The organism is Comamonas flocculans, assembly GCF_007954405.1.
GTDB lineage: Bacteria > Pseudomonadota > Gammaproteobacteria > Burkholderiales > Burkholderiaceae_C > Comamonas_C > Comamonas_C flocculans.
Window position 1 is genome coordinate 221682 of the sequence record NZ_CP042344.1, and the last position, 25076, is coordinate 246757.

Here is a 25076-nt window from a genome sequence, read left to right on the forward strand (position 1 = left end):
GTGAATTGTTAGATGTCGCATCCCGGACGATCATAAGGTCGCCTGAGAAACAAATGCGGATGGGATGTGTACCACTGTTTCATGGCCTGCAGTGGCGTCAAGCTCTTGAGAGCTGACTGGGGCAGCTGGTGGTTGTACAAGGCCACGTAGCGCAGCAGCGTGCTGTCCAGATCTTCCTGGCTGTCAAAGCGATGCGTGTTCAAGACATCGGCAATGCGACCGTTGAAACGCTCGACCATGCCGTTGGTTCTGGGTGTCCTGGGCCGGGTCAGGCGGTGCTCGATGCCCAGCTGCTGACACAGCAGATCAAACTCATGCTGGCCGCTGGGCTCGCGCTCGCGGCTGGCAAACAGGCGATCGGTGAACTCCTTGCCGTTGTCGGTCAGCAGCCGGGTGATCTTGATGGGACAAGCCTTGTGCAAAGCCTTGAGGAAGGCCCGAGCATTGCTGGCGGTTTTGCTGCGCTTGATCTGCACGAACACCCAACGTGTGGCCCGCTCGATGGCCACGAACAGGTAGCGCCGGCAGCTCTCGCCAGGCATTTGCGGCAGGTACTTCACGTCCACATGCACAAAGCCCGGCTCGTAGCTCTTGAAGGCCTTGTGCGCAGGCTTGGGCTGCTGGGGTTTCAGAGCATTCAAGTTGCCCACGCCGTGGCGGCGCAGGCAGCGATCGAGCACCGAGCGAGAGACTGCGGGACACAGGAATTCACGGGTGACGGCCAGCAAATCATCCAGGGGCAGCAGCAAGGTGCGCCGCAGCTCTACGGCGATGGCCTCCTGCGCGGGCGTGAGTGTCGTTTGCAGGCGGTGGGCGCTGTGCGAGCGGTCAGTGAAGACATCGCGCCTTTTCCACTTGTAGATGGTTTGCTCGGTGACACCGTGACGCGCTGCCAGCACGGCTGCGCTCTCGCTGCTGGCGGCGATTTCAGCGCGCACCGCAGGCGTGGTGCGGGCGTTCTTGTGTAGTGCGATCATCATGTCTGAGCTCTCCCGGATGCTTGCAAACTCGCCATCAGCTCTGTCATCACGGCGCGTGCCATGAACAGCGGATAGCGATTTTCGTCTATGCAATCATCCGGGATGCGACAGTTAGACACTTCCCTCGCGCTCGATCACCAGAATTCTGGCCTCGCCAATAGGATGGGCCACATGCTCCGTGCCTGTAGCCGCATAGAACACATCGCCAGCCTCCAAGACAATGCTGTGCTCAGAGCCTGCATCTCGATACCTCATTTCGACACAACCATTGAGGACGGCGAACACCTCCTCTCCGTCATTGACGTGCCACTTATACGGCTGGTCTGTCCAATGCAAGCGCGTGGTGATACCGCCCATATTGGCGATATCCATAGCGCCCCAAGCGCGATCCGCCTTGAACGTACTGCCGCGAAATACTTTCATGGAGTGCCTATCTGGACCTGGCTGACACGATCCTCAGCGCCTTTCGTCACATAAAGCAGCGCCGTCAAAAAATTTCCGTGGAAAACACGGACCCCCTCCAATTTAAGCAGACCTGGATTTTTCCGGAAGCCACTCCTCAAAAATCCTCCTCAAACACCACCCCCTCATCATTCCTCCTCATCACCCCCACCTTGTACGCCGCAATATCCTGCTCCTGCGGTGAAGCCTGCGTCTTGCTGATGTTGAGCCACTTCTCCATGAACTTGAGCGGATTGGCCTTGGGGAATTCGTAGCGCGTGGTCTCTATGCCCAGTGTCTGGTACACATCCTTGGCGCAGTACAGCGTCCAGGCGGCCAGGCGTTCGGCGTTCATGCCGACCAGTTCGCGCCCTTCGGAGAACAGGTAGGCGATCCAGGTGAGTTCGCTGTCCACCACTTCGGCGATGAGCTGCTCGATGTCTTCGCGCTTTTGCGCGAAGGCGATCTGTCCGCGGGCGGTTTCCAGTTCGTTTTGCAGCACGGCGCGGTCGAGTTCGGCGTGGATTTCGAGCTCGTCCTGCGCAATCTTCTGGATGGCCTTGCCTATGGGCTGGAACATGCCGGTGTCACAGATGGCGAAGGTCACGGCGAACGAGGCCATGAACTGGATGCGCTCCATGCAATACAGCGCCACCACCATCATGAAGATGGCGTTGTAGGTTTCCTGGTCGTTGGGCAGTTGCTCCAGCGCATACTGGTGCGATGCCCTGAAACCGTCGGCGAAGGCTTGCACCACGCGGTTCAGGCGTGCGTGCGCCTCTTCCACGCGCAGGATTTCGTCGATGATGACCGAGGGGTCGTCGAACGAGTTGCGCACGATTTCGGAATAGGTGGCGGCGTGGATGACTTCGTTGTCGGACACCCGCTGCCAGGCGGCCCAGAGCTCGCTGCTGGTGATGAAGGGCGCGAGCACGGGCGCGATGGCGCGGCTGGCGACGCTGTCGGCCTCCCACTGCCAGGCCAGCGTCTTGATCATCATGTCGTAGGTGGAGCGGCTGGCTTTCTTGAAGTCGGCGTTGCAGCTGGAGTAGTCGAATTCGTTTTCGTCCCAGTCCAGCGACTTCTGCGTCTTGTAAAGCTCCCAGATGCGCGGGTAGTGGCGGTTGATGGTGTCGAACAGGCCCTGCTTTTCGCCGAGAAAGAGCAGCGGCTTGTCGTAGTCGGTCTTGCCGTAGTTGAAGACGTTGGCGGTCATGGTGTGTTTTCCTTGCTTCAGAGCGTGCAAGAGCCGTTGCATTCGGGGTCGGCGTCGAGCACGCTGACGGTGGCGGCGGCGTCGCTGTCGGTGCTGCCGGCCCCCTCCTTCTTGTCGGCGGCGGCCATGGCGCTGCCGACCATGCGGTCGACGAGTTCCTTGCGTTCGGCCTCGGCCTCGTTCAGGGGCTTGAAGCCGGCCGAGGTCTTCTGGTTCATGTAGTACTTGCTCTTGAGGCCCATCTTGATGCGGTAGAGGTAGTCGCGGATCATCTCGCTGGAGCCGATGAAGGCGTCACCGATGACCTTGCGGTAGAAGTCCGCCGAGATGCCCTGGTCGGTCCATTTCTGGATGATGGCGTAGGCCTCGGTCATGTCCCTGGCGGGGATGTTCCAGGCCGATTCGTACCATTCGGCCAGCTCTTCGCCCTCGGGCGCGGCCCAGTAGTTCACGCGCTGGTTGTCGGTCTTGATCATGGTCAGCTCGCGGATCGGGTACACGCCATTGGTCGTGCCCGAGGCATTGGCCGAGGTCTCCGTGGGCATGTGCGCGGCCAGCACCGAATTGCGGATGCCTCCGTTGGCCACCACCTCCAGGCGCAGCGCGTCCCAGTCGTAGTGGTTGGTGAAGTCGGCAATCTGGTCGACGTTGCGGTTGTAGGTATCCAGCGGCATCCAGCCTTCGGGCCAGCGGGTCTTGTGCATCCAGGGGGCGTTGCCCAGTTCCTTGCCCAGGCGCAGGCTGGCGCGCACCAGGTGGTAGAAGTGGCGTTCGGCCGCCAGGTGGATGAACTGCTTGCCTTCAGCGGTGGTGTAGCGCTTGTGCTCGCGCGCCATCAGGTGCGCCAGGCCCAGAATGCCCACGCCGGCGTTCAGGCGCGCCTTGGAGGTGTAGCCGATGTGCGGCAGCTCGTATTCGGCCAGGTGGATGCACTTGTCGATCATCAGGAGCGCGTAGTAGGCGACTTCCTCGTACTGCGCGTCGCTTTCGATGTTGTCCACGCAGATGCCCGCCAGGTTGCAGGTGGCCACCTCGGGCGAAGAGCGCTGCAGGATCTTCTGGACGGTGACGCCGTTCACCTCGTCACCCTCCCGCAGTTCCAGCGGATAGACCATGCCGCGGCCGGTTCGCACGGCGTGCGCGCCACTCAGGCGGTGCGTGCCGCCCTCTTCATCCTCGAACTCGACGAAGGACACGTCCGCGTCCTGGTAGATCTCGGTGATGTGGTTGTAGGCGCCGGTGGGCAGGTCGATCTCGGAGCACAGGTTGGAGCTGTAGATGGTCTCCTTGAACGGCGTGTGCCGGTTCATCTCGTGGATGTTGTGCTCGTAGATGCGCCCGGTTTCGTTCCATTCGTTGCAGGCGGTGATGAGCAGCTCGCGCGCATTGACGAAGCGCTTGGGGAAGAGCGGGTTCTTCTCGTACTTCTGGTAGAGCTGCTCGAAGCGTTCTTCGTCGTTGCTGTAGAGCGCCTCGTACAGATCGGGCGCGGTGAAGCTGTTGAACAGGAAGATGTCCTCGTTGCGCGCCACCTTGCGCGCGAACAGGCGGTTGCTGCCCCACGAGTAATCCATGCCGCGGATCTTCTTGTCCTCGGTGGACATGGGGTTCTTCAGGCGCAGCAGGGTTTCGATCTCGGGGTCGTAGATCGAGAAATAGCTGGTGCAGGCGCCGCCGCGGCCGTTTTGCAGGCTGGACTTGACCTCGGACACCACCGCGCGCAGGTAGGGGAGCTTGCCCTGGTGGCGGATCACGCCGCCGCGCACCGGGTCGTTGACCGAGCGCAGGTTCATGTGCGAGCCGATGCCCGCGCTCATGTAGGTCATGGTGTAGGCGATGTGATTGCCCACGGCAATAGAGCGCGCCGAATCGGCCGTGGTGTAGAGGCAGCAGCTGGCGTAGCCACGCAGGGGGGTGCCCAGGTTGATGTGGTTGGGCGTGGGCGCGTTGATGCGGTTCATCGACAGGTGCTCGTAAAAACGCGCCACGTCATGCATGCGCCGCTCGCGCGGTTGGTCCACTGCCAGCGCCATGGCCATGCGCATGTAGATGAACTGCGAGGTCTCGTAGATGCGGTTCTTCACCCGGTCGGCGATCGCGTACTTCGACAGGTGGGTGTGCAACTGGTAGTGCGCGTAGCTGTAGTCGCGGTCGTGGTCGATGAGCTTCTCGACCTCGGCGTATTCCTCGTCGGAATAGTCCAGCACCTCCATGTAGCCCAGCTTTTGCAGGCGCCGGTGCAGTTGCAGCACCGTGGGCATGAAGACGCCGTGCACCTCCTTGTGCATCAGCGCGGCGTACAGGCGCCCGGCCATGCGGTTGTACAGCCACGAGTCGGACTGCAGGCAGTTCTTGATGAGCTGCTGCTGCAGCATGGTGGTCGTCACCTGCTCGGGCATGTCCGTGACCGTCTCCAGCACCACCGAGGACCAGTCCATATCCGGCCCCAGGGCCTTGGCGGCCCATTCGCCCCAGCCGTTGAGCTTGGACGGGGTGAATGGCTCTACGCGGCCATCGCGCTTGGTGACGGATTCGATCATGGCGGCTTGCTCTCCTGTGGTGTGTGGCAGTTCATAAAACACTACGTATAGTAGTTTTGTAAGCAGCCTAACACAACATCTAGTGGGGAAAAGAGAGCCGCCACGTTGCCGCGGGGCGCGGCAAAACCGGCGCTGACGCGCGCCTTCGCTGGCTTTGGCCAATTTGCAACAAAGGGTGCCGCCAGTGGCCAAAGGTGGGTCGGAGCCCTCCGGCACGTGGGTGCGCCGGGCCGCGGCTCAGGCTTCAGACCTTGGGCAGTCCGCCTTCATGTCCCACGGCGCGCTCGCGCCCCGAAGGCAGGGCGCCGGCCTGCTCCAGGATGGGGTAGGCGGTGGCGCTGATGAGCGAGTTGATGCGCCGCAGGTCCGACAGCAGGTCGATGTGCAGCGAGCTCGTTTCCATGCTCTGCGTCGCGCGCTCGGCCAGGCGCGCCAGGTGGTTGGCCGCGTAGGTGCGCTCCAGCGCGCGAAAGTGCCCCTTTTCTTCCAGCAGGCGCTGGGCGTCGCGCACCGTGCCGTCCAGGAACACCCCCATGCTCAGGCGCAGGTTGTTTACCAGGCGGGCATGCAGGTCCGAGATCTCGGCCATGCCGGCTTCGGAAAACTCCACCCCCTTGCTGATCTTCTTTTCTTCCACGTCCTGCACGATGCGCTCGATGATGTCGCCGATCTGCTCCATGTTGATCGTGAAGCTGATGATGTCGGCCCAGCGCCGGCTCTCCTTCTCGCCCAGGTCGTCGCGCGGGATCTTGGTCAGGTAGTACTTGATCGCGGAATACAGGCTGTCCACCTCGTCGTCCATCTCGCGCAGCCGCATGGCCAGCGACTCGTCGTTGCGGCGTATCACCTCCATCACACCGGTCAGCATGTTTTCCACCACGTCGGCCTGCGTCAGCGCCTCGCGCACCGCCAGGCTCATGGCCAGCGACGGCGTGGACAGCGCCGAGGGGTCCAGGTGGTGCGGCCGCTGGCCCGGCAGCCGCGCCGGCTTGGGCAGCAGGCGCGCAATCAGCCGCGCCACCCATTGGGTAAGCCCGATGAAGCCCACGCTGATGATCACGTTGTAGGCCAGGTGAAACAGCACCACGCCATGCCCCACGCCCGGCATGTGCGGCTGCACAAGGCGCAGCCACAGGCCGACGAAGGGCGCCATCACCGCCACGCCCAGCAGCTTGAACAGCAGGTTGCCCACGGTCACCTGCTTCACTTCGGTGTCCGCACCCGCCAGCGTCAGCACCGCGGCCAGGCCGTTGCCGACATTGGCGCCGAGCACCAGGCCCAGCGCCATGTCCACCGGCACCACCTGCGACGCGGCCATGGCCGCGATCAGCAGCACCACCGCCAGACTGGAGTAGGAAATGATGGCCAGCACCGCACCGATGAGAATCTCGGCCAGCAGGTCCTTGCCCAGGGCTTCCAGCACCACGGCGGTGACGGGCGAGGCGAGCATGGGGTCGCTGGCCTGCACGATGCGCTCCAGCGCCAGCAGCATCAGCCCCAGCCCGATGAAGATGCGCCCCACCCGCCCGGCGGTGCTGGCCTGGCGCGTGATGAACAGCACCACGCCCACGAAGATGAACATCGGCGACAGCCAGGACAGGTCGAACGACAGCAGCACCGCCATCAGCGCCGTGCCTATGTCCGCCCCGCGCATCACCGCCAGCGCGGCCGGCAGCGAGATCAGCCCCTGCCCGACGAAAGAGGCCGTCATCAGGGCCGTGGCGGTGCTGGACTGCACCAGCGCCGTCACCCCTATGCCCGACAGCGCCGCGGTAAAGCGGTTGCCCAGGCTGCGCGCCAGCCAGGCACGCAAATTGGCGCCGAACACCCTCAGCACCCCGGTGCGTACCAGGTGCATGCCCCACACCAGCAGGGCGATCGCGGCCAGCAGATTCAGAAGGTGCTTCATGGATACTAGCGCAGCACGGGGCAATCCCTCGTTGCCCGTGCGTGCAAGCGCACAGCATACCCGCAGCCATCGGCGCGGCGCCTACACTCGCCCGCGGCATGACACACGCGCAACACGGACCCGCCCTGGGCATTGCCTCGCGGGGCGGCAAGATCACCTGGACGCTGATCGATGACCACAGCGGCAGGCCGGCGCTGCTGGGCCAGGGGCAATGCGCCCGCCTGGAGGAACTGCGCGCGCTGCACGACGCGCAGGGCGCACCCCTGCCGTCGCCCCGCGTGGTCGGCGCAGGCTGCTCCAGCATGAACCCGGCGCTGGCCACGCTGTTTTCCGCCGCCCGCACCCAGGCGGTGGACCCGGCGCTGGCCCACCTGCTGGCGCCGCTGGCCTATGAAACGCCACCGGCCGGCCCTTATCTGGCACTGGTGGCCACGGCCAGGCACACCGTGCTCGCGCGGGTGGACGACCCCGCGCACTGCAGCGTCCTCACCCATGCGCTGGACCTGTCCGCCGGCGCGGTCTTCGATGCCCTGGCCTTGGCGCTGGGCATGGAAGCGCCGGGTGGGCCGACGATCGAGCGTCTCGCGGACTTCGGCAACGCCGGTGCCGTGGAACTGCCCGAGGCGGACCAGACCAAGGCGCAAACCGGTTTTGTCTTTGCCCCCCTGCGCGCCGCCGCCCTGGCGCGCGTGCGGGAACTGGAAGGCAGCCCCTGTGAACAGCCTCGCGCCGACCTGGCCGCCGCAGTGCAGGCTGCGGTGGTGCGCCAACTGCTGGCGCCCACGCTTGAAGCCCTGCGGCGCAGCGGCCTGAGCCAGGTGGCGCTGAGCGGCGGCGTCACGCGCAACCGGGCCTTGCGCCAGACGCTGCAAGCCCATTGCCGCTTGATCGTCCCGGCGCGCCAACCGTCGGCCAGCGCACGCATTGCGCTGGCGGCGCTGCTGGGCTACGGCCACTTGGCTTGACGCCCGCGACCCCAAGCCGCAGACCGCCCATCGGGTTTTGAAACCGGCCATTCACGCCGCCTGGAGGGCCGCGCCTTTCCGCCTTCTTCCAAGGTCAATACGCCATTCGTTACCATGGCCGCGCCCAGAAACGTTTTCCAGAGGGGGAAAGCGTCTCGCCTTGGGCTTGGGCTTGGGCTTCAGGCTGAAGCCAGCGGCGTGGGCACGCAAGCATCAAAGGAAGAGCCATGCAAAAAAGATATTTTCAGATACCGGCCTTGATCATCGCGACCGCCGCCTTGGCGGCATGTGGTGGCGGTTCCAGCAGTTCCGACCCCGGCCCGGCGCCCACCCCCGCGCCAGCGCCAGCGCCAACCCCGGCGCCTGCGCCGACTCCAGCACCCACCCCGACACCCGCTCCCACGCCGGCGCCGGCTCCCGGCACCGGCACCGCATCGGACTGCTTCAGCGATGCGCTGTTTCACGATGGCGCGACCGCGCTGCTCGACTACCAGCTCACCGGCGGCGCAACCGGGACGAGCTCGCACCAGATTTCCGTTTCCACGGGCGCGACCTTCAACGGGCACTCCGGCCTGTTTGACCACAAATCCGTCGCGGTCACCCAGTTTTCCTCACCTGCGCCACTGGCAGCGGCCGGCCCCACGACTTCGACGGTCCACACTTACGCGAAGCTGGACGGCGTGACATCGATTCAAGTCGGCTCTACCGCGGACGTGGCGGTGATGGACATGAGCTTCAATGTCACGACCACCTACGACCCCCCTCTGAGAGACGAAAAGTTGACACTGGCGCCGGGTGGCACAGCAGTTGCCAGCACCACGGCAACCGTTTCGAGTTCCCTGGCGCCGACCCAGGTGAGCCAGGAAACGCTGAAGTCCACCTACGTGGGCCAGGAGAGAATCTCCATTCCGGCCGGCACCTTCGACACCTGCAAGTTTGAAATCACCGAGGGTGACGGCAGCAAGACCACGCACTGGCTAGGCGTCGGCAACGGGATCCCGCTGAAATACTTTGGCCCTCAGGATGAGGTTCAGGACGTCATCATGGAGTTGATGCCCAGTAGCCGCCTGAACAACGCTTCGCTGTAACGCGGACCGCACCGGAGCGCTCCGGTGCGGCTTGCCCGAGCAAATGCACATTGCACAGCAATGTGCATTTTCATTTTGCCGGCGCCGTCCTGCTGCGCCGCACCTCATCCACGATCAGGCACACCGCGCCGAGCGTGATCGCCGAATCCGCGAGGTTGAAGGCCGGGAAGTGCCCGCGGTAGAAGATGCCCGCGAGCCAGGACCAGTGGAAATCGAGGAAATCCACCACGTAGCCGTGCTGCAGACGGTCCAGCACGTTGCCCGCGGCGCCACCCAGGATGCTGGCCAGCGCAAAGGAAAACAGCCTCTGGCCCGGGTGGCGCAGCAGCTGCCAGACGATGAAGGCGCCAATGACCAGGCCCAGGCCGACGAAGAGCCAGCGCTGCCAGCCGCTGGCACCCGCCAGGAAGGAGAACGCGGCGCCACTGTTGTGCGCGCGCACGATGTTGAAGAAGCCGGTGACCGGCGTGGCCTCGCCCAGCTGGTAGGCGCGCAGGATGAGCAGCTTGGTGAGCTGGTCGAGCACCACCACGACCGCCGCCCAGGCCAGCCAGGGCAATGCCTGGCGCGCGGCGCCCGCGCCCTTTGCCGCCTCAGGCATGAACGCGACGCTCGCCATCGCCGAACAGGTTGCTCACGCAGCGCCCGCAGATCGTCGGATGCGCCGCATCCTGGCCGACGTCCGCGCGGTAGTGCCAGCAGCGCTCGCATTTGTGCTCGGAACTGGCTGAAACGCTGATCTGCAAAGCGTCGGCAGCTTTGAGTTCGATAGCAGAGACGATGAACACGAACTTCAGGTCATCGCCCAGGCTGGCCAGCAGCGCGTGGTCCTCGGGCCCGGCCGCCAGCGCCACCACCGCCTGCAGCGACGAGCCGACGACACCCGCCTCGCGCTGGTTTTCGATCTCCTTGTTCACCGCCGCGCGGATCTCCAGGATGCGCTGCCAGCGGGCGAGCAGCGCCTCGTCCACCTCGGCCGGCTTCCAATAGGTCTCCAGGAAGATGGACCCGGAGCCGCCGAACACCTTCCAGGCCTCCTCGGCGGTGAACGACAGGAAGGGCGCCATCCAGCGCAGCATGGCGTGGGTGATGGCGTGCAGCGCGGTCTGCGCGCTGCGCCGCGCCAGGCTCTTGGGGGCGGTGGTGTAGAGCCGGTCCTTGAGCACGTCCAGGTAGAAGCCGCCCAGGTCTTCCGAACAGAAGAGCTGCAGCCGCGCCACCACCGGGTGGAATTCGTAGACCTTGTAATGCGCAAGGATGTCCTGCTGCAAGGCGGCGGTGCGCGCCAGCGCCCAGCGGTCGATCTCCAGCATTTCCTCGGTCGCCACCGCGTCGCGCGCCGGGTCGAAGTCGCTCACGTTGGCCAGCAGGAAGCGCAGGGTGTTGCGGATGCGCCGGTAGCCGTCGACCACGCGCGCGAGGATCTTGTCGTCGATCGCCAGGTCGCCGGAATAGTCGGTCGAGGCGCACCACAGCCGGATGATCTCGGCCCCCAGGCGAGAGCTGACCTCCTGCGGCGAGACGGTGTTGCCCAGCGACTTGCTCATCTTCTTGCCCTGGCCGTCCACGGTGAAGCCGTGCGTGAGCAGGCCGCGGTAGGGTGCGCGCCCGTAGATGGCGCTGGCCAGCAGCAGCGAGGAATGGAACCAGCCGCGGTGCTGGTCGTGCCCTTCCAGGTACAGGTCGGCCTCGGGGCCTTCGTCGTGGTGCAGCTGCGGGTGCGTGCCGCGCAGCACGTGCCAGAAGGTGGAGCCCGAGTCGAACCACACCTCCAGGATGTCGGTGCTCTTGGTGTAGGACTGTGCCTCCTGCGCGCCGAGCACGTCTTCGGCGCTCAGGCGGCTCCAGGCCTCGATGCCGCCCTGCTCCACGATATCGGCCGCCTGGTCGATGATCGCGAGCGTGCGCGGATGCAGCTCGCCGCTGTCCTTGTGCAGGAAGAAGGGCAGCGGCACGCCCCAGGAACGCTGGCGCGAGATGCACCAGTCGGGCCGGCCGGCGATCATGTCGCGCAGCCGCGCCTTGCCGTTTTCCGGGTAAAAACTGGTGTTTTCGATAGCTGCCAGCGCAATCTGGCGCAGCGTTTGGGCCGGTTTTTGTGCTGGATCGGTGAACACGCCCTCGCCTTCGTCCATGCGCACGAACCACTGCGCGGCAGCGCGGTAGATGACCGGCGTCTTGTGGCGCCAGCAATGCGGGTAGCTGTGCGTGATGGCGCGCGTGTCCATGAGCCGCCCGGCCACTCTCAAAGCATCGATGATGAGCGGCACCGCCTTCCAGATGAACTGGCCGGCGAACATGCCCAGGTCCGGCGCGTACACGCCATTGCCCTGCACCGGGTTGAGGATGTCCTGCACCTTCATGCCGTTGGCCACGCAGGAGTTGAAGTCCTCCACGCCATAGGCGGGCGCGCTGTGCACGATGCCGGTGCCGTCCTCGGCGGTGGCGTAGTCGGCCACGTAGACGGGCGAGAGGCGGTCAAACCCCTGGTCCACGTGGGCGAGCGGATGCCGAAAGGGCATGTGGTCGAGCTTCGCACCCACGGTGGTGGCGATCACCTTGCCCTGGAGCTGCCAGCGCTCCAGACACTTCTCGACCAGCGCCGAGGCGACGATCAACAGCCCGCGCTCGGTATCGAGCAGGCTGTATTCGAGTTCGGGGTTGACGTTGAGCGCCTGGTTGGCCGGAATCGTCCAGGCGGTCGTGGTCCAGATCACGGCAAACGCGGGCTTGTCCAGCCTGGCCAGGCCAAACGCCGCCGCCAGCCGGCCCGGATCGGCGGCGGGGAACATCACGTCCAGCGTCTGGCTGCCCTTGTCCTGGTATTCGATCTCGAACTCCGCGAGCGACGAGCCGCAGTCAAAGCACCAGTACACCGGCTTGAGACCGCGGTAGACAAAACCGCGCTGCATCACCTTCTTGAGCGCGCGCAGCTCCCCGGCCTCGTTGGCGAAGTCCATGGTCTTGTAGGGGTGCTCCCACTCGCCGAGCACGCCCAGGCGCTGGAAGTCCTGCATCTGCTGGGCGATCTGCTCGGTGGCAAAGGCCCGGCCCCTGGCCTGCATCTCATCGCGCGGCAGCTTGCGCCCGTACTTCTTCTCGATCGCGTTCTCGATCGGCAGGCCGTGGCAGTCCCAGCCCGGCGTGTAGAGCGCGTCGTAGCCTTCGAGCTGGCGCGCCTTGACGATCATGTCCTTGAGGATCTTGTTGACCGCATGGCCGATGTGGATCTGGCCGTTGGCATACGGCGGGCCGTCGTGCAGGATGAATTTCGGCGCACCATGGCGGGCGTCGCGCAGCTTCTTGTACAGGCCCTTGTCGTTCCATTCCGTGACCCAGCCGGGTTCGCGCCTGGGCAGGTCGCCGCGCATCGGAAACGGCGTGTCCGGCATGTTCAACGTGGCGCGGTAGGCGCTCTCGGGCGCGTGCTTGGGTTTGGAATCGGGCATGGAAGACTTTCAAGAACTTGGCACTTGCGGGCGCTGTACCGGCAAGCAGGGGAAGGTGACGGGCCAGGCTGTGCGAGCCTGCGTCAAATTCGGTCGCGCGTCGTCTGGCGGCGGGTTTGCAGGTAGGTGGTGGCGAAATACGCGCGCGCCGCGTCGCGGTCGCGCGCTATGCCTTCGGTGAGCGCCTGCAGGCTTTCGTAGCGCAATTCGTCGTGCAATTTGCAGAGCAGTTCCACGCAGATGATTTTACCGTAGCCCCCTTCGGCGCCGAGCTCGGCGGGCCAGTCCAGGCAGTGCGTCTCCAGCAGCACGCGGCCCGCGTTCACGTCGCGCGGATCGAGCGAGGGGCGCACGCCCAAGTTGGCCACGCCCTGCAGTGGCGCGGCGCCCAGACCATGCACGAGCACCGCGAAGATGCCGCTGGCCGCGGGTTTCCAGTGGCTGAAGCGCAGGTTCAGCGTGCGAAAGCCGTCGCCGGCCCCGGCGCTGCTGGCCCCGAGCTCGCGCCCCAGCCGCCGCCCGCGCACCACGTGGCCGGAGATGGCGTAGGGACGCCCCAGCAGCCGCGCGGCCGCATCCATGTCGCCAGCGGCCAGCGCCTCGCGCACCGCGGTGCTGGAGACGCGCTCGCCATGCACTTCGTAGCTGAGCATGCGCGCCACGTCAAACCCCGCAGCGCGTCCGGCGGCGTCGAGCATGTCGTAGTCGCCCGCGCGCCGCGCGCCGAAGCGAAAGTCGTCGCCGACGAGCACATAGCGCGCGCCCAGCGCCTCCACCACCACCTCGTCGATGAAAGCCTGTGCCGGCAGCTGCGCCAGCTGCGCGTTGAAGCGCACCACCACCGCCTGGTCCACGCCGCAGCGCGCCAGCCCCGCGAGCTTGTCGCGCAGCGTGCCTATGCGCGCCGGCGCCAGGTCGGGCTTGCGCTGCTCGGCCGCGAAATAGTCGCGCGGATGCGGCTCGAAGGTGAGCACGCAGCTCGCCACCGAGCGCTGGCGCGCCTCGGCCGCGAGCAGCGCGAGCATCGCCTGGTGCCCACGGTGCACCCCGTCGAAATTGCCTATGGTCAGGGCGCAGGCGGGCGCCAGGCCGCTGGCCTGCAGGCCGTGGAAGATTTTCATTCGCGCACTCAATTTTGATAGCTTGCAGCGCTTTGCCTTCACGGGCTGGATGGCAATTGCGCTACGAAGGCGAGTATATTGCGCGCTGGCGGCCGGCAATGGCATGCAGGCGGGTCGCCGGCGCGCTTGCGCCTGTGCATGCGATGGAGCTGTTCGTGAAAGTCTTGAAGCTGTCGGCCCGGGGTCTGCCGCAATCCTGGATCACGCCCGAGCAGGCGGTCACCCACTACGCCGCCGGCGACGTGCGCTGGGAGCTGGGCAGCCGCGTGGCGCTGTTCCGCGGTGGCCACAATGCCCGCACCGGCAGGCAGTCGCGCATCGAGGTCAGCAGCATCATCGGCACCCGCGGCGTGCCCGACATCAACCCCTTCGAGCTGCAGCCCAGCCTGACCAATGCCAAGCTGTTCCAGCGCGACCGCAACCTCTGCGCCTACTGCGGCGGCCACTTCAAGGACGAGGACCTGACGCGCGAGCACATCGTGCCCGTGGCCAGCCGGGGACCCAACCACTGGATGAACGTGGTCACCGCCTGCCGCGCCTGCAACCACCGCAAGGCCTCGCGCACGCCCGAGCAGGCGCACATGCCGCTCCTCTACGCGCCCTACGTGCCCAGCCTGTGGGAAGACTTCATCCTCCGCAACCGCCGCATCCTGGCCGACCAGATGGACTTCCTGATGGCGCACGTGCCGCACTCGTCGCGGCTGCTCAACTGAAGGGCCGGCGCCGCCGCGCTCAGGCGGGCGCCTTGTGCGCGCGCACCAGGATGCCGCGCACCGCCGCCCCGGCCTCGCGGCGCAGGTCCAGCTCTTCGATCTCGACGGATTCGAAGCCGGCCTCGCGGCACAGGCGCGCCACATGGCTGCGCTTGTGCGCATAGCGGCCATTGGGCTGCAGGATGAGATCCGCGCCCTCCTCGGGCGCCAGCTCGCAGGAGAAATAGAAGTCGCCCGCGGGCTGCAGGATGCGGTGGGCGTCGGCCATGGCGCGCGAGAGCTCGCCGGTGTAGATGAACACGTCCAGCGCGGCCAGCACCTCGTACTGCGCCTCGGGGGTGGCGGCCAGCGCCTCGTTCAGGTCCACGGTGTGAAAGCGGTCGTAGACCTTGTGGCGCGCGGCCTGCTCGATCATCTTCTGCGACACCTCGACGCCGATCAGAAAGCCGTCGAGCCGCCCCAGGCAGACGCCCAGAAGGCCGGTGCCGCAGCCCAGGTCCAGCACGTTGAGGTGCTTTTGCGGGTAGCGCTGCAGGATCTTGTCGGCCACGATCTTGGGCAGGCGATAGCCCAGGCCGCGCACCACGTGCTGGTCGTAGAGCTCGGCCATGCCGTCGAACAGCGCGCGATTGAGCTCCACCGGCTGGTGCGCGGGCGTCTCGCCGCTGGCCAGCTGGCCGTAGTAGGCGACGACCGGGTCGTCGGGCAGGAGCTGAGCCAGCGTGGCGGTGTCGGCCGCCGCGTCCGTCGGCCGACCCATCGCCACGCAGGTGTTCACGCGCCCGAACAGCGCTTCGCGGTCATGGGGATCTTGCGCAAGCAAGCCGCCCCAGACCTGCAATGCTTCGTCGTACTGGCCCAGGGTGCTGAGGTCGCGCGCGAGCAGGCGGCGCAACTGCGGATCGCCGGGCACCAGCTCCAGACCGCGGCGCAGGTGGCGCACGGCCATTTCGGTGTGGCCGGCGCGGTGGGCAATATCCACCACCCCCGCCAGCACCAGCGGGTTTTTCGGCTCCAGCCGGGCCACTTCCTCGGCCTTTTCCAGCGCTTCGGCAAACTGATTCTGGCGCGCCAGCAGCAGGGCCAACTCCAGCAGGCCCGGACTCCAGCCGGGTGCGGTGGCCACGCTCTTGCGCAGCATCTCGAAGGCGCCCTTGACGTTGCCCGACTTCTCGGCCATGAGGCCTGCCAGCATGAAGATGCGCGCGTCGCCCGGCGCGATCTTCTGCGCCTCGTTGAGCGTCAATGCCGCCTCGCGCAGCTGTCCCTGCCCCATCTGGGTGCGTGCGGTTTCAAGGTAGGGGCGTATCGGGTCGGCCTGGGCGGCGGTGGTATTCATGTGAAAAAAAAGACCAGGGGCGCAGCCGGCGGCATGCCGGCTGGCGGTAAAGGAGGGAAGACGGCGGATTATCCCCGCTGCCAGCGCCTACACGTCGATCTGGGCCGGATCGAGAAACTCGCGCGCATAGCGCAGGTAGACCTTTTCCTTGACGAAGACGTCGAAGAGGTCGGGATCGATGTGCCCGCCCTCGCGCATGCCGCGCATGATGGCCAGCGCCTGCGACAGCTTCATGCCGTGCTTGTAGGGACGGTCCACCGCGGTGAGCGCCTCGAAGATGTCGGCAATGCCGAGCATGCGCGCCTGCCAGGACATCTGCTCGCGCGTCAGGCCCCGCGGATAGCCCTTGCCGTCCATGCGCTCGTGGTGGCCGCCGGCGTATTCGGGCACGTTGCGCAGGTGGCGCGGCCAGGGCAGGCTCTCGAGCATGCGTATCGTGCTCACGATGTGGTAGTTGATGATGTCGCGCTCGGCCTGGGTCAGCGTGCCCTTGCGGATGCCGAGGTTTTCCAGCTCGTCGCTGCTGAGCAGCGCGGTGGGCACGCCTTCGGGGTTGCGCCACTCGCGCCGGGCGCTGATGGCGCGCAGACGCTCCTGGTCGGCCGCCGACATCGATTCGCTGCCGACGTTGCAGGCGCGCAGGAAGTCGCGCTCGGCGTCCAGCTCCTGCCCCTGGCGGCGCAGGCCGTCGAGCAGCCCGCGCTCGGCCGTCTCGTCGACCACCGGTCGCAGCGCGAGCTGGCGGCGCAGCGCGTCGATCTCGGCGTCGCGCTTGAGCACTTCGAAGCGCGTGTCCACCAGGCCGATGCGGTCGTAGATGGTCTGCAGCTTGGTCGCCTTGTCCACCACGTGCACCGGCGTGGTGATCTTGCCGCAGTCGTGCAGCAGGCCGGCCATCTTGAGTTCGTAGCGGTCGCGCTCGGTCATGGAGAACGCCGCCAGCGGGCCTTCGGCAGTCTCGTGCGCGGCCTCGGCCAGCATCATGGTGAGCCGGGGCACGCGCTGGCAGTGGCCACCGGTGTAGGGGGATTTTTCGTCTATTGCCTGGTTGATCAGGTTGACGAAGGACTCGAACAGGCGCTCGAGCTGATCGATCAGCAGGCGGTTGGTCAGCGCGATCGCCGCCTGCGAGGACAGCGATTCGGCAATGCGCCGCTCGCCCGCGGAAAACGGCCGCACCGCGCCCGTCTGCGCGTCGCTCGCGTTGATGAGCTGCAGCACGCCGATGATTTCGCTGTCGTGGTTCTTCAGCGGCACGGTGAGGAAGGAGCGCGAGCGGTAGCCGGTGCGCGCATCGAACGACCGGGTGCCGGAAAAATCAAAGCGCGCGCTGTCGTAGGCGTCGTCGATGGCCACGGTGGTGTCGTGCACCGCGGCATGCACGGCCACCAGGTGGTCGTTGGGCGTGCCATCCTGCAGATACAAGGGCAGCAGGGGCAGATCGAGCGGCTCCTCGCCCTGCCCGCCCTTGCGCACGCCCAGCGAGAGCGTGCGCATGAGCACGAAGCGCAAGGCGCTGCCGTCTTCCGTCACGCGGTACAGCGTGCCGCCGTCGGCCCCGGTGAGGGTCTGGGCGGCGTCAAGGATCAGCTCCAGCAGGCGTCCCAGATCGCGCTCGCGCGAAAGCGCCGCGCCGACGGCATTGAGCTGCTCCAGCCGCTTGAGCAGAGAGCGAAGATCATCCTTGTCTGCCATCGCCACCTCCTTGCAGCCGCGATGGTAGCGTGGGCGCAGCGCTCAGGTCCGCAGCGCGTCGGCGAGCTGGCGCGCGCAGCGATCGGCCTGCTCCTGATCGGGCGATTCGACCATGATGCGCAGCAGCGGCTCGGTGCCGCTGGCGCGCACCAGCACCCGCCCGCGCTCGCCCAGCTCGTCCTGCACCTGGCGCGTGGCCTGGGCCAGGGCGGTGCTCGCACGCCAATCCTGACCCGGGACGAGGCGCACGTTGAGCAGCACCTGCGGGTAGAGCACCACGTCGCCCAGCAGCCGGGCCAGCGCCAGGCGACGCCCGACGCAGGCCTGCAGCACCTGCAGGGCGCTGACCAGCCCGTCGCCCGTGCTGTGCTTGTCCAGCGCCAGCAGGTGGCCAGAGCCTTCGCCGCCCAGGCGCCAGCCGCGCGCGAGCAGCTCTTCGAGCACGTAGCGGTCGCCCACCTTGGCGCGCACGAACTGCACGCCCTGCTGCGTGAGCGCGCGCTCCACCGCCATGTTGGTCATCAAGGTGCCGACCACGCCGCCCACTGCTTCACCGCGCTGCAGGCGGTCCATGGCGATCACGTAGAGCAGTTCGTCGCCGTTGTACAGCCGCCCGGCGGCGTCGACCATCTGCAGGCGGTCGGCGTCGCCATCGAGCGCAATGCCGAAGTCTGCATGGTTGGCGCGCACCGAGCGCACCAGCGCATCCGGATGGGTGGCGCCCACCGCGTCGTTGATGTTCAGGCCGTCGGGCGCACAACCGATCGCGATCACGTCGGCGCCGAGTTCGTGAAACACCTTGGGCGCGATGTGGTAGGCCGCGCCATGCGCCGCATCGACGACGATCTTCAGGCCCTTGAGCGTGAGCTCATGGGCAAAGGTGCTCTTGCAGAACTCGATGTAGCGCCCCGCCGCGTCCTCGAGCCGCCAGGCCTTGCCCAGCTCGGCCGCGCCGACCCACTGCGCGGGCTGCTCCAGCGCCTGCTCGACGTCGAGCTCCCAGGCGTCGGGCAGCTTGGAGCCGCGCGCGTCGAAGAACTTGATGCCGTTGTCGGCAAAGGGGTTGTGCGAGGCGGAGATCACCACGCCCAGATCGGCGCGCAGCGCCCGCGTCAGATAGGCCACGCCCGGGGTCGGCAGCGGCCCGAGCAGCACCACGTCCACGCCGGCGGAATTCAGGCCCGATTCCAGCGCCGATTCGAGCATGTAGCCCGAGATGCGCGTGTCCTTGCCTATCAGCACGCGCGGGCGTTCGCCCTGGCGCTTGAGCACCCGGCCCACCGCGTGGCCCAGGCGCAGCACGAAGTCCGGCGTGATCGGCTCGCGGCCCACGGTGCCGCGTATGCCGTCGGTTCCAAAGTATCGGCGCGTCAATTTTTCCTCCGGTTTGCTCTTCTTCTCAGGCCTGCCCGGCGGCGTCCCCGGCTTGCGCGGCGCGCAGCACGGACAGGGCCGCCACGGTTTCCTTCACGTCGTGCACGCGCACCACGGCCGCGCCGCGCTGCACCGCCAGCACCGCGGCCACCGCGCTGGCCGCCACGCGCTCGCGCGCCGCCAGGCCCGTGACCGCGCCCAGCGAGGACTTGCGCGACCAGCCCACCAGCAGCGGATAGCCCGCCGCCTGCAGCACGCGCTGTCCGGCGAGCAGCGTGAAATTCTGCTCCACCGTCTTGCCAAAGCCTATGCCGGGATCGATGGCGATACGATGTTTTTCGACCCCCAGCCCTTGCAGGGCCTGCGCTGCATGCTGCAAAAACGAGAGTACCTGCACCAGAGCGTCGCCCTGCATGGGAGCGAGCTGCATGGTCTGCGGCTCGCCATGCATGTGCATCAGGCAGACGCCGCAGCTGGGGTGCGCTGCCACCACCTGCGCCGCACCGGGCTGGCGCAGCGCCCAGATGTCGTTGACGATGTCCACGCCCAGGTCCAGCACCCGCTGCATCACCTGGGGCTTGTAGGTATCGACCGAGACCGGCACGCCCAGCGTGAGCGCGGCGCGCACCACGGGCAGCACGCGCGCGAGCTCCTCTTCCAGCGGCAGCGGCGGGCTGCCGGGGCGGGTGGATTCGCCGCCGATGTCCAGGAGGTCCGCGCCCTCGGCCACCAGCTGCTCGCAGTGGGCGATGGCGGCCTCGGCACTCGCGTGCTCGCCGCCGTCGGAGAAGGAGTCGGGCGTGACGTTGACGATGCCCATCACGCGCGGCTGCGCCAGGTCGATCGCAAAGCGCGTGGTCTGCCAGTACATGAAAGGGGCTCTGCACGATGGCACATGGGGCGCTCGCTGGCGCCCCATGTGCTGGTCTGTCGCTTTACGCCGCGGTGGGCGCGGGGTCGGTCTTGACCGGGGGCGGATTGCCCGGACCGCTGCCGCCCGGTGGCGGAGTGCGCGGCGTCCAGTCCTTGGGCGGGCGCGGCTCCTTGCCGGCCATGATGTCGTCGAGCTGCTCCATGTCTATGGTTTCCCAGTCGAGCAGCGCCTTGGCCATGGCGTGCATCTTGTCCTGGTTGTCCTCGATCAGTCCGCGCGCCAGCGTGTACTGCTCGTCGATGATGCGGCGCACCTCGGCGTCCACCTTCTGCATGGTCTCTTCCGAGATGTTGGTGGTCTTGGTGACCGAGCGGCCAAGGAAGACCTCGCCTTCGTTCTCGGCATAGACCATGGGGCCGAGCGCCTCGGTCATGCCGTACTTCATGACCATGTCGCGCGCCAGGTTGGTCGCGCGCTCGAAGTCGTTGCTCGCGCCGGTGGTCATCTGGTGCATGAAGACCTCTTCGGCGATGCGCCCGCCGAACAGCATGGCGATCTGGTTGAGCATGTACTCCTTGTCGTAGGAATAGCGGTCCTGCTCGGGCAGCGCCATGGTCACGCCCAGCGCCCGCCCGCGCGGGATGATGGTGACCTTGTGCACCGGGTCGCACTTGGGCAGCAGCCGGCCGATCAAGGCGTGGCCGCTCTCGTGGTAGGCGGTGTTGCGCCGCTCTTCCTCGGGCATCACCATGCTCTTCCTCTCGGGGCCCATGATGATCTTGTCCTTGGCGCGCTCGAAGTCCTGCATCTCGACCACGCGGGCGTTGCGCCGCGCGGCCATCAGGGCGGCCTCATTGCACAGATTGGCCAGGTCGGCCCCGCTCATGCCGGGGGTGCCGCGCGCGATGATGCTCGGGTTCACGTCCTGCCCCACGGGGATCTTGCGCATGTGCACACCCAGAATCTGCTCGCGCCCGCGGATGTCGGGCAGCGTCACGTAGACCTGGCGGTCAAAACGGCCCGGGCGCAGCAGGGCGGCGTCCAGGATGTCCGGCCGGTTGGTGGCCGCGACCACGATCACGCCGAGGTTGGTCTCGAAGCCGTCCATCTCCACGAGCATCTGGTTCAAGGTCTGCTCGCGCTCGTCGTTGCCGCCGCCAAGACCCGCGCCGCGCTGGCGGCCCACCGCGTCGATCTCGTCGATGAAGATGATGCAGGGCGCGTTCTTCTTGGCGTTTTCGAACATGTCGCGCACGCGGGCCGCGCCCACGCCGACGAACATCTCGACGAAGTCCGAGCCCGAGATCGAGAAGAACGGCACCTTGGCCTCACCCGCGATGGACTTGGCCAGCAAGGTCTTGCCGGTGCCTGGCGGGCCCACCAGCAGCAGGCCACGCGGGATGCGCCCCCCGAGCTTCTGGAATTTCTGCGGGTCTTTCAGGAAATCGACGACTTCCTGCACCTCCTCCTTGGCCTCGTCGCAGCCCGCGACGTCGGCGAAGGTGACGGTGTTGTTGTTCTCGTCGAGCATGCGCGCCTTGGATTTGCCGAAGCTGAACGCGCCGCCCTTGCCGCCGCCCTGCATCTGTCGCATGAAGTAGATCCACACGCCGATCAGGAGCAGCATCGGCCCCCAGCTGACCAGCAGGGTCATGAGCAGCGAGCCTTCCTCGCGCGGCTTGACGTCGAACTTCACGTCGTGGTCGATCAGGTCGCCCACCAGGCCGCGGTCGAGGTAGGTGGCCGTCGTGCGGATGCGCCGGTCGTCGGTGGTGACGGCCAGTATTTCGGTGCCCCCGGGGCCTTCCTGGATGGTGGCCGAGCGGATGCGATTGCCCCTGACCTGTTCGAGGAAGTCGGAATAGCCGACGTTGCCCGCTCCCATGGTCGCGCGGGTGTCAAATTGCCGGAAGACGGTAAACAGCACCATGGCCACCACCAGCCACACGGCAATCTTCGAGAACCACTGATTGTTCAAGCGCAACTCCAATAGAGGCGGCTGTGCGCGCCGCCGGGAAATCTCAGGGGGCAATTGGGGTTCATTGTAGGCGTTTCAACCCATGCGCCCCTCTGGAGCGCCCCTACGCTCGTCGGGCAATTGGAGGCGGATTCAGCGCAGGCCCAGCCCGACCAGATAGGTTTCGGCCGACTGGTCGCGCGAGGCCTTGGGCTTGATGACCTTGTACTGGCGAAAGTGCCGGCGAAACAGCGCCACCAGCTCGTCGTAACCCGGGCCGTGGAACACCTTGGCAAGCAGCGCGCCGTCGGGCTGCAGATGGTGCAGCGCGAAATCCACCGCCAGCTCCACCAGGTGGGAGACGCGCGCCGCGTCGGCCGAGGCGATGCCCGAGAGGTTGGGCGCCATGTCCGACATCACCACGTCCACGGGCCGCCCGCGCACGCGCTCCTGCAGCTGCGCCAGCACCGCCTCGTCGCGAAAGTCGCCCAGCAGGAAGTCCACGCCTTCGATGTGCTCCATGGGCAGCAGGTCCAGCGCCACCAGGCTGCCGTCGAGCGCGCCCACGGCCGCCCCCCGGGGCGCGAGCTGCCTGCGCGCGTACTGGCTCCAGGCACCGGGCGTGCTGCCCAGGTCCACCACCACCTGGCCGGGTTTGAACAGGCGCAGGCGTTCGTCGATTTCCTTGAGCTTGTAGGCGGCGCGCGCACGGTAGCCTTCCTTGTGCGCCAGTTTCACCCAGGGGTCGCTCGCCTGCTGCTGCAGCCAGGCCTTGTTGACCTTCTTGCTCTTGGTTTGGACTTTCATTGGCGGGGATAATACGGCGATGCCGAAAATCGTCTTGAGCGCCGCCGAGCGGCGCGCCCACCGGGCCGACGCCCACCACCTGGACCCCGTCGTGATGGTGGGCGGCGACGGCCTGAGCGAGGCCGTGCGCAAGGAGGTGGACGCCGCGCTCAATGCCCACGGCCTGATCAAGGTGCGCGTGTTCAACGACGAGCGCGGCGAGCGCGAGGCGATGTACGAGCAGCTGGCCCGGGACTTGAACGCCGCCCAGGTGCAGCACATCGGCAAGCTGCTGGTGCTCTGGCGCCCCATCCCCGAAAAGCCCAAGGCGGTGGACGAAGACCGCAAGAAGGGACCGCGCGAGGTCAAGGTGCTCAAGTTCGGCCGCCCCGGCCAGCGCCCCGAGGTCAAGCAGCTCAAGGTGCTGGGCAACCAGCGCCTGACGGCGGGCGGGCAGGTCAAGCGGGCCAAGCCCAAACAGAAGTCGGTCAAGAAGCGCCAGGGCAAGTGATGGCTGACGCGCAGCGCCACATCCTGTGCATGAAGTGGGGCACCAAGTACGGCCCGCACTACGTCAACCGCCTCTACGCCATGGTGCGCCGCCACCTGAGCGGCGACTTTCACATGGTCTGCCTGACCGACGACGCCAGCGGCGTCACGCCCGAGGTGCAATGCCTGCCGATACCGCCGCTGAACCTGAACCTCAAGCCCGGCCAGCGCGATGGCGCCTGGAAGAAGTTGACCACCTTCGAAGCCGACCTGCACGGGCTCAGGGGCACGGCGCTGTTCCTCGATCTGGACGTGGTGGTGGTCGGCTCGCTCGACGGCTTCTTCGAGCAGCCGGGCGATTTCCTCATCATCCACGACTACCCGCGCCCGTGGCGCTTCGGGCCGCGCATCGTCGGCAATTCATCGGTCTACCGCTTTGAGCTGGGCGCGCATGCGGACGTATTGGCGCACTTTCGCGGCCACATGCAAGAGGTGCAGCGCAAGCACCGCAACGAGCAGCATTTCCTGTCGCACTTCCTGCACCGCCAGGGCAAGCTCGCCTACTGGCCCCGGGGCTGGTGCCCGAGCTTCAAGTACGACTGCATCCCCGCCTGGCCGGCCAACTACTGGCGCGAGCCCGCCGTGCCCGAAGGCGCGCGCATCGTGATCTTCCACGGCGAGGTGAACCCGCCGGACGCGCTGGCCGGGCGGCGCAACAAGCGCTGGCACTACATGCGCCCCGCGCGCTGGGTGGCCGAGGCCTGGGGCAGCTGAAACCCGCGCGTCGCCAGGGCCGGGCTCCCGCCCGCCATGGACCTGCTCAGCTCGCCAGGCCCGCGCCCACGCCCGCCAGCGGGCGCCCGACGAGCCGCGTGAGGATCTGCAGCGGACTGGCGGCGGGGTTCACCTCGCGCCCCGGCGGCAGGTAGAGCGTCTGCTCCATCATGTACTGGCCGCTCATCACCGCATGCACGGCCTGGTCGGAATAGCACACCCAGCAGCTGCCGGCGGGAAACGACGCCTTCCACTGCGCGCCGTGCTGCTGGTAGTGCTCGTCGCGCTTCATCAGGTCGTGCAGCTGCAGCATCAGGTGGTCGTATTCGCTGCGCAGCGACTTGGTGACGTGCAGGGCCTGCAGCGCGCGCGCCTGCCACAGGCGGTAGGGCTTGGCCCGGGGCAGGAACTGCCTGGCCACGGTCTCGAAGTCCGCGCCCACGCGCCACACGCGCGGCGCCCCCTGCGGGTGGATGTTGACGAAGACGCGCAGGATGCGCTCGCCGTAGTTGGGGCGCGAGGGGAAGGCGTCCACGTGCAGGCGCTTGTCGTCGGCGCGCACCGACTGCTGGCGCGTCTGCACCTGGCGCGGACGAAAGCTGGTGGGCGCGATGCGCAGCACGCCGCGGTATTCGGGGAACAGGCCGTCGACCAGCGCCAGCGCCTGCGCGCGAAAACGCCCGACCATGCCGGCCAGCCGCTCGCGCTCCTGCGCGCTGCCGCCCGCGCCCTTGAGCGCGCCACTCGCGTCCAGGCTGACGTTGCGCGAACGGGGCGCGAGCATGTCGGGCCGCAGCAGCGCCTGCTCCCCGGGCAAGACCTCGAAGGCCAGCGCCGGAAAGAACAGCACCTTGCCGGCCTCGACCGCGGCGGTCCATTCAGGATGCGCCCGGGCGGCGTCCCAGGCGACGAGGTCGGCTTCAACGATCGGAGACTGCATCTGCCTTCGCTCCCGCGGGCCCGGCCAACCGCCACAGCACCACGCTGGCGCACAGCCATTGCCCGAAATACATCACGGTGGCCGCGTTATGCCACAGCCGCACACCGTGGTAGGCAATGACCTTGGGCGCGACGCCAAATTGCAGCAACAGCGCCAGCAGCATGCCCAGAATCACGAAAATGAGAGCTGCTCGCGCCCATGGGGCAACGGTTTCAGAGTGTTTTGGCCTTGAAACGACCAGCAGGAGCGCGCAGCATGCTACGGAAATCCAGGTCTGCGCCTCGAACAGGCCTGCCGTCACGTAACCCGCCAGCATCTTCTGCGGCACGCGCATGAAGACCAGCGGCACGGCCACGAAGCCGATCACCGACAGGCTACTCCACCACAGGGCGGCGGCAAATACGGGCAGGCGCTGGAACATCGCGC

21 protein-coding genes are annotated in these 25076 nt (G+C 66.8%); 5 read left to right on the forward strand and 16 right to left on the reverse strand.

What is annotated here, in order from left to right; genetic code table 11:
• Nucleotides 1-8: 8 nt before the first annotated feature.
• The 5 genes from FOZ74_RS01040 to FOZ74_RS01060 form a co-directional block, all read right to left on the reverse strand.
• On the reverse strand, nucleotides 9-980 hold the full coding sequence (locus FOZ74_RS01040) for an IS481 family transposase (protein ID WP_146911236.1): 972 nt from the start codon (nucleotides 978-980) through the stop codon (nucleotides 9-11).
• A gap of 111 nt (nucleotides 981-1091) precedes the next feature.
• Nucleotides 1092-1403 (reverse strand): cupin domain-containing protein, encoded by a 312-nt coding sequence (locus FOZ74_RS01045; protein ID WP_146911237.1) that lies wholly within the window; start codon nucleotides 1401-1403, stop codon nucleotides 1092-1094.
• A gap of 136 nt (nucleotides 1404-1539) precedes the next feature.
• Nucleotides 1540-2637, reverse strand: coding sequence for a ribonucleotide-diphosphate reductase subunit beta (locus FOZ74_RS01050; RefSeq protein WP_146911238.1), 1098 nt, complete (start codon nucleotides 2635-2637; stop codon nucleotides 1540-1542).
• A 17-nt stretch (nucleotides 2638-2654) separates the two neighbouring features.
• Nucleotides 2655-5177, reverse strand: coding sequence for a ribonucleoside-diphosphate reductase subunit alpha (locus tag FOZ74_RS01055; protein WP_146911239.1), 2523 nt, complete (start codon nucleotides 5175-5177; stop codon nucleotides 2655-2657).
• Between the two features lie 244 nt (nucleotides 5178-5421).
• Nucleotides 5422-7086 (reverse strand): Na/Pi cotransporter family protein, encoded by a 1665-nt coding sequence (locus tag FOZ74_RS01060; RefSeq protein ID WP_146911240.1) that lies wholly within the window; start codon nucleotides 7084-7086, stop codon nucleotides 5422-5424.
• Nucleotides 7087-7184: 98 nt separating this feature from the next.
• Between FOZ74_RS01060 and FOZ74_RS01065 the strand changes: the two genes are divergently transcribed.
• Nucleotides 7185-8051: a Kae1-like domain-containing protein gene (locus FOZ74_RS01065; protein WP_146911242.1), complete on the forward strand. Its 867-nt coding sequence runs from the start codon at nucleotides 7185-7187 to the stop codon at nucleotides 8049-8051.
• Nucleotides 8052-8278: 227 nt separating this feature from the next.
• On the forward strand, nucleotides 8279-9139 hold the full coding sequence (locus FOZ74_RS16005) for a hypothetical protein (RefSeq protein WP_186764628.1): 861 nt from the start codon (nucleotides 8279-8281) through the stop codon (nucleotides 9137-9139).
• A gap of 70 nt (nucleotides 9140-9209) precedes the next feature.
• Here FOZ74_RS16005 and lspA read toward each other — a convergent pair whose 3' ends face one another.
• From lspA to FOZ74_RS01085, 3 genes are all read right to left on the reverse strand, one after another.
• Complete coding sequence (gene lspA / locus FOZ74_RS01075) at nucleotides 9210-9740, reverse strand: signal peptidase II (RefSeq protein ID WP_255437714.1); 531 nt, start codon at nucleotides 9738-9740, stop codon at nucleotides 9210-9212.
• Entirely contained in the window at nucleotides 9733-12588 is a 2856-nt protein-coding gene (gene ileS / locus FOZ74_RS01080) for an isoleucine--tRNA ligase (RefSeq protein ID WP_146911244.1), read from the reverse strand. The genes lspA and ileS overlap by 8 nt, the downstream gene beginning before the upstream one ends.
• 83 nt (nucleotides 12589-12671) lie before the next feature.
• Nucleotides 12672-13709: a bifunctional riboflavin kinase/FAD synthetase gene (locus FOZ74_RS01085; RefSeq protein WP_146911245.1), complete on the reverse strand. Its 1038-nt coding sequence runs from the start codon at nucleotides 13707-13709 to the stop codon at nucleotides 12672-12674.
• 155 nt (nucleotides 13710-13864) lie between these two features.
• On the opposite strand from FOZ74_RS01085, the gene FOZ74_RS01090 reads away from it, so the two are divergent.
• Nucleotides 13865-14422, forward strand: coding sequence for an HNH endonuclease (locus FOZ74_RS01090; RefSeq protein ID WP_146911247.1), 558 nt, complete (start codon nucleotides 13865-13867; stop codon nucleotides 14420-14422).
• Between the two features lie 19 nt (nucleotides 14423-14441).
• Here FOZ74_RS01090 and FOZ74_RS01095 read toward each other — a convergent pair whose 3' ends face one another.
• The 6 genes from FOZ74_RS01095 to FOZ74_RS01120 all read right to left on the reverse strand — a co-directional run bounded on the left by FOZ74_RS01095 (nucleotide 14442) and on the right by FOZ74_RS01120 (nucleotide 22468).
• A complete protein-coding gene (locus FOZ74_RS01095; protein WP_146911248.1) occupies nucleotides 14442-15761 on the reverse strand; it encodes a tetratricopeptide repeat protein in 1320 nt (439 codons plus the stop codon).
• Nucleotides 15762-15848: 87 nt separating this feature from the next.
• The gene (locus tag FOZ74_RS01100) at nucleotides 15849-17456 is read right to left on the reverse strand and encodes an HD family phosphohydrolase (RefSeq protein WP_146911250.1); all 1608 of its coding nucleotides are present in this window, start codon (nucleotides 17454-17456) and stop codon (nucleotides 15849-15851) included.
• A gap of 42 nt (nucleotides 17457-17498) precedes the next feature.
• Nucleotides 17499-18830: a phosphoglucosamine mutase gene (glmM, locus tag FOZ74_RS01105; RefSeq protein WP_146911252.1), complete on the reverse strand. Its 1332-nt coding sequence runs from the start codon at nucleotides 18828-18830 to the stop codon at nucleotides 17499-17501.
• A gap of 25 nt (nucleotides 18831-18855) precedes the next feature.
• Nucleotides 18856-19701: a dihydropteroate synthase gene (folP, locus tag FOZ74_RS01110; RefSeq protein ID WP_146911253.1), complete on the reverse strand. Its 846-nt coding sequence runs from the start codon at nucleotides 19699-19701 to the stop codon at nucleotides 18856-18858.
• A 64-nt stretch (nucleotides 19702-19765) separates the two neighbouring features.
• The gene (gene ftsH, locus FOZ74_RS01115; protein WP_146911255.1) at nucleotides 19766-21682 is read right to left on the reverse strand and encodes an ATP-dependent zinc metalloprotease FtsH; all 1917 of its coding nucleotides are present in this window, start codon (nucleotides 21680-21682) and stop codon (nucleotides 19766-19768) included.
• A gap of 132 nt (nucleotides 21683-21814) precedes the next feature.
• Nucleotides 21815-22468 carry an RlmE family RNA methyltransferase gene (locus FOZ74_RS01120; protein WP_146911257.1) on the reverse strand — a complete coding sequence of 218 codons (654 nt, stop codon included), beginning with the start codon at nucleotides 22466-22468 and terminating at the stop codon, nucleotides 21815-21817.
• A 19-nt stretch (nucleotides 22469-22487) separates the two neighbouring features.
• Between FOZ74_RS01120 and yhbY the strand changes: the two genes are divergently transcribed.
• Together yhbY and FOZ74_RS01130 are read left to right on the forward strand one after the other, a co-directional pair.
• Entirely contained in the window at nucleotides 22488-22958 is a 471-nt protein-coding gene (gene yhbY, locus FOZ74_RS01125; protein WP_146911258.1) for a ribosome assembly RNA-binding protein YhbY, read from the forward strand.
• A complete protein-coding gene (locus FOZ74_RS01130) occupies nucleotides 22958-23710 on the forward strand; it encodes a glycosyltransferase (protein WP_146911260.1) in 753 nt (250 codons plus the stop codon). Before yhbY ends, FOZ74_RS01130 begins: the two co-directional genes overlap by 1 nt.
• Nucleotides 23711-23756: 46 nt before the next feature.
• Here the strand turns inward: FOZ74_RS01130 and kdoO are convergent, their stop codons facing one another.
• Both kdoO and FOZ74_RS01140 read right to left on the reverse strand, forming a co-directional pair.
• Nucleotides 23757-24650, reverse strand: a complete 894-nt coding sequence (gene kdoO, locus FOZ74_RS01135; protein WP_146911261.1) for a Kdo hydroxylase KdoO — start codon at nucleotides 24648-24650, stop codon at nucleotides 23757-23759.
• Complete coding sequence (locus FOZ74_RS01140) at nucleotides 24631-25071, reverse strand: DUF4149 domain-containing protein (RefSeq protein ID WP_146911262.1); 441 nt, start codon at nucleotides 25069-25071, stop codon at nucleotides 24631-24633. The genes kdoO and FOZ74_RS01140 overlap by 20 nt, the downstream gene beginning before the upstream one ends.
• Nucleotides 25072-25076 lie beyond the last annotated feature (5 nt).